The organism is Caulobacter sp. SLTY (assembly GCF_009905535.1).
Lineage (GTDB): Bacteria > Pseudomonadota > Alphaproteobacteria > Caulobacterales > Caulobacteraceae > Caulobacter.
In genome coordinates, this window is record NZ_JAAALA010000078.1 from 1 (window position 1) to 1,696 (window position 1,696).

Consider the following 1,696-nt stretch of genomic DNA (forward strand, 5'->3'; position numbering starts at 1 on the left):
GGTCAGGGGCGCGGGGCGGCGCTAGGGGCTTCGCCAACCACCGTGGCCTATCGGGGACAGGTTCTCCGTTTGACGGCGGCGGGCCTTCGTCAGCATTGGGGATGCGGAGAACCAGTCCCCGGCGCCGGCGTGGGGACTGGTAATCCGCGCCCGGATTTATCAAGGCTCGACGACTGTTCGACGGAGTACCTGTCCCCGACGGTCCACGGACCCCTACTCGTTCACCCTGCGGCCGTCCTTGGCGCTCTGCACGAGGCGGATGAACTCGGCGCGCTGGCCGCTTTCGTCCCGGCCTTTCGCGCCCTCGGCCAAGGCCGCGATGCGGTCGTAGCCGAACTCCGGCGCCAGCCACGGGTCGCCGCGCAGGGTCTGGCCGAAGCCGGCGACCGACACGGCCCAGCGGGTGGACTCGGGCGCCGTATCGAGGCTGGCGTGACCGGCCTTGATGGGCTGCTGCATCAGTTTGGAGGTCGTACCGCCGGGGAGCTTGTAGCGGACCTTGAGGTAGGCGAGTTCGCCCGTCGGCGCGGGGCGGGTGGAGGCCGGCTTATAGCGCAGGGGATCGACGCTGGCCGGGCCGCCGACGGGGGTGATCTCGTAGAGGGCGGTGACGGAGACGCCCGAGCCAACCTCGCCGGCGTCGACCTGGTCGTTGTTGAAATCCTCGCGGGCCAGCATGCGGGTCTCGTAGCCAATCAGGCGGTATTCGGAGACGCGGGCGGGATTGAACTCGACCTGGATCTTCACATCGTCGGCGATCGGGAAGGTGTTGCCGGAGAAGTCGTCCTGGAAGACTTTTTTCGCCTCCGCGAAGCTGTCGAGGTAGGCGGCCGTGCCGTTTCCGTTCTGGGCCAGGGTTTGCATCATGGTGTCGTTGTAGTTGCCCCGGCCGAAGCCGTAGACCGACAGGTAGATGCCGGTCTTGCGCTTGTCGGCGACGAAGTCCTTGAGCTTGGACGGATCGGCCACCCCGACGTTGAAGTCGCCGTCGGTCAGCAGGATGACCCGGTTGACGCTGTCCTTCCGGAAATTGCGTTGGGCCAGGCTGTAGGCGAGGGCAAGGCCCTGGCCGCCGGCCGTGGAGCCGCCGGCCTCCAGGGCGGTGAGGGCGCAGCGCATGCGTAGCTTGTCGGTCCCCGGCGTGGGGCCGAGAATCTCGCCCGCCGAGCCGGCATAGGCCACCATGGCCACGCTGTCGCCGGGGCGCAGCTGGTCGATCAGGACGTTGAGCGCCTTTCGGGCCAGGGGCAGCTTGTCGTCCGAGCTCATCGAACCGGAGGTGTCGATGAGGAAGACGAGGTTCAGCGGCGGGGCCTGGTCACGCGGGATGTCGTAGCCCTGCAGGCCGATATGGACGATCTGCTTGCCCGGCGCCCAGGGGGAGGGGACCACGGCGGTGAAGGCGCGGAACGGCTCGTCGGCGCGGGTCGGCAGGGCGTAGCCGTAGTCGAAATAGTTGACCAGCTCCTCAACCCGGACGGCGTCCTTCGGCGGGCGGACCCCGTCGGAGAGGAAGCGGCGGACGTTGCTGTAGGCGGCAGTATCGACATCGATCGAGAAGGTGGAGACCGGTTCGGCCGACACCTGGCGGATCGGGTTGGAGGCGCCGCCGGGGTAGCGCTCGGTCTCGACCGACCCGGGGGGCGGGGAGACCGAGCGCTACCCCGGCGGCGCCTCCAACCCGATCCGCCAGGTG

1 protein-coding gene and 1 pseudogene are annotated in these 1,696 nt (G+C 68.8%); both read right to left on the minus strand.

What is annotated here, in order from left to right; translation table 11 throughout:
* Nucleotides 1–213 precede the first annotated feature (213 nt).
* On the minus strand, nt 214–1,359 hold the full coding sequence (locus GVN21_RS20300; RefSeq protein ID WP_346764298.1) for a YfbK domain-containing protein: 1,146 nt from the start codon (nt 1,357–1,359) through the stop codon (nt 214–216).
* Between the two features lie 3 nt (nt 1,360–1,362).
* A pseudogene (locus tag GVN21_RS21295) lies at nt 1,363–1,617 on the minus strand (von Willebrand factor type A domain-containing protein); the annotation flags it as partial.
* Nucleotides 1,618–1,696: the final 79 nt, after the last annotated feature.